Source organism: Burkholderia alba, assembly GCF_034721475.1.
GTDB lineage: Bacteria > Pseudomonadota > Gammaproteobacteria > Burkholderiales > Burkholderiaceae > Burkholderia > Burkholderia alba.
In genome coordinates this window covers 1-3,076 of sequence record NZ_JAWJWL010000103.1, presented here as the reverse complement: position 1 = coordinate 3,076, position 3,076 = coordinate 1, and the positions used below count along the sequence as shown (strand labels likewise).

At 65.2% G+C, this 3,076-nt stretch carries 1 pseudogene; it reads right to left on the bottom strand.

The annotated features are described in order from the left end of the window. Window positions 1-3,076: pseudogene (locus tag RZR99_RS32455) on the bottom strand (beta strand repeat-containing protein); the annotation flags it as partial.

The window sequence follows — 3,076 nt, the reverse complement described above, 5'->3', positions numbered from 1 at the left end:
TCGGTCGAATTGGCATGGAAGTACTTGATGCCGTTCGCGTTGATGTTGTCGATCGCGGAGCCGACGTTGTTGTTGGTGGTGGTGGTGCCGTTGTTGTTGTAGGTGACGTAGGACGGCGCGGAGACGGTGCCGGTCGTCGGATTGTAGGTCGAGCCGCCACCCAGTGCCGAGGCGGTGCTGTTGCCGAGGTTGTTGGTGTTGGTGGTGATCGAGCTGATGCTGGTCGACAGCGAGCTGATGCCGGTCGAGGATGAGGTCGACAGCGAGGTGAGGCTGCTGTTGGTGGTCGAGAGGCCGGTGGACAGCGAGCCGATGCCGGTCGAGGTCGACGTGGACAACGACGCGATCGAGCTGTCGGTGGTCGACAGGCCGGTGGACAGCGAGCTGATTCCCGTCGAAGTCGACGTGGAGAGCGAAGCGACCGTGCTGTCGGTCGTGCTGAGGCCGGTGGACAGCGAGCTGATGCCGGTCGAGGATGAGGTCGACAGCGACGCGACGGTGCTATCGGTGGTCGAGAGGCCGGTGGACAGCGAGCTGATGCCGGTCGAGGTCGACGTGGACAGCGACGCGACGGTGCTATCGGTGGTCGAGATGCCGGTGGACAGCGAGCCGATGCCGGTCGAGGTCGACGTGGACAACGACGCGATCGAACTGTTGGCCGACGAGAGGCCGGTCGAGGTCGAGGTCGACAGTGACGTCACGGTGCTGTTGGTGGTGCTCAAACCGGTGGACAGCGAGCTGATGCCGGTCGACGTCGACGTGGAGAGCGAAGCGACATTGCTGTTGGTCGTGCTGAGGCCGGTCGACAGCGAGCTGATACCGGTCGAGGTCGACGTCGAAAGCGACGCGACGTTGCTGCTGGCAGTGCTGAGGCCGGTGGACAGCGAACTGATACCGGTCGACGTCGACGTCGAGAGCGACGCGACACTGCTGTCGGTCGTGCTGAGGCCGGTGGACAGCGAGCTGATGCCGGTCGAGGTCGACGTGGACAGCGACGCGATCGAGCTGTTGGCCGACGAGAGGCCGGTCGAGGTCGAAGTCGACAGCGAGGTGACGGTGCTGTTGGTGGTCGAGAGGCCGGTGGACAGCGAGCTGATACCGGTCGAGGTCGACGTCGACAGCGACGCGACGTTGCTGCTGGCCGTGCTGATGCCGGTGGACAGCGAGCTGCTGGCGGTCGAGGTCGACGTGGACAGCGACGCGATCGAGCTGTTGGCCGACGAGAGGCCGGTCGAGGTCGAAGTCGACAGCGAGGTGACGGTGCTGTTGGTGGTCGAGAGGCCGGTGGACAGCGAGCTGACACCGGTCGAGGTCGACGTGGACAACGACGCGATCGAGCTGTTGGCCGACGAGAGGCCGGTCGAGGTCGAAGTCGACAGCGACGTCACGGTGCTGTTGGTGGTGCTCATGCCGGTGGACAGAGACCCGATGCCGGTCGAGGTCGACGTGGACAGCGACGCGATCGAGCTGTTGGCCGACGAGAGGCCGGTCGAGGTCGAAGTCGACAGCGACGTCACGGTGCTGTTGGTGGTGCTCAGGCCGGTGGACAGAGAACCGATGCCGGTCGAGGTCGACGTGGACAGAGAGGCGATGCTGCTGTTAGCCGTCGAGATGCCAGTCGAAGCCGAGGTCGACAGCGACGTCACGGTGCTGTTGGCGGTGCTCAAACCGGTGGACAGCGAGCTGACGCCGGTGGACGTCGAGGTGGACAGCGAAGCGATCGAGCTGTTGGCCGACGAGAGTCCGGTCGAGGTCGAGGTCGACAGCGAGGTGACGGTGCTGTTGGTGGTCGAGAGGCCGGTGGACAGCGAGGTGATGCCGGTCGAAGTCGAGGTGGACAGCGAAGCGATCGAGCTGTCGGTGGTCGAGAGGCCGGTCGAAGCTGAGGTCGACAGCGAGGTGACGGTGCTGTTGGTGGTCGAGAGGCCGGTGGACAGCGAGCTGATGCCGGTCGAGGTCGACGTCGACAACGAGGCCACCGAACTATTGGCCGACGAAATGCCGGACGAGGTCGAGGTCGACAGCGAGGTGACGGTGCTGTTGGTGGTGCTCAAGCCGGTGGACAGCGAGCTGATGCCGGTCGAAGTCGACGTCGAGAGCGAAGCGACATTGCTGTTGGTGGTGCTGAGGCCCGTGGACAGCGAGGAAATCGCGCTGGTTGCATTGCTGACCTGGGAAGCCNGTTGGTGGTGCTCAAGCCGGTGGACAGCGAGCTGATGCCGGTCGAAGTCGACGTCGAGAGCGAAGCGACATTGCTGTTGGTGGTGCTGAGGCCCGTGGACAGCGAGGAAATCGCGCTGGTTGCATTGCTGACCTGGGAAGCCACGGAGTAAAGCTGGCTGCCGTTGATCGCGTCGGTGCTGGTGGCGGTGACTTGGCCGGCGGCGACGTTGGTGATCTGGCGTTCCGAGCCGGGCGCACCGACACTGACGACGCCGGCAGGCGTGGCGCCGGCGAAGCCGCTGTAGGTCGTGCTGCCGATGGTGGCGCTGCTGGTCGGGTTGGCGGCGGCGGTGACGGAATTGGCGCCGAGGGCGACGGAGTTGTTGGTACCGGCGACGGCGCCGGTGCCGATGGCGACGGCGTCGGTGCCGGTAGCGGTGCTGTCAGGGCCGGTGGAATTGGCGTGGAAGTACTTGATGCCCTGACTGTTGATGTTGTTGATGGTGGAACCGACGTTGTTGTTGGTCGTGGTGGTGCCGTTGGCGTTGTAGGTGACGTAGGCCGGGGCGGAAACGGTGCCGGTGGCCGGGTTGTAGGTCGAACCGCCGCCGAGCGCCGCGGCGGTGCTGTTGCCGAGGTTGTTGGTGGTGGTCGTGACGGTGCTCAGGCCGGTGGACAGCGAGCTGATGCCGGTCGAAGCGGAAGTCGACAGCGACGTGAGGTTGCTGTTGGTGGTCGAGAGGCCGGTGGACAGCGAACCGATGCCGGTCGAGGTCGACGTGGACAGCGAGGCGATCGAGCTGTTGGCGGTCGAGATGCCAGTCGAAGTCGAAGTCGACAGCGAGGTGACGGTGCTGTTGGTGGTCGAAAGGCCGGTGGACAGCGACGTGACGCCGGTCGAGGTCGAGGTGGA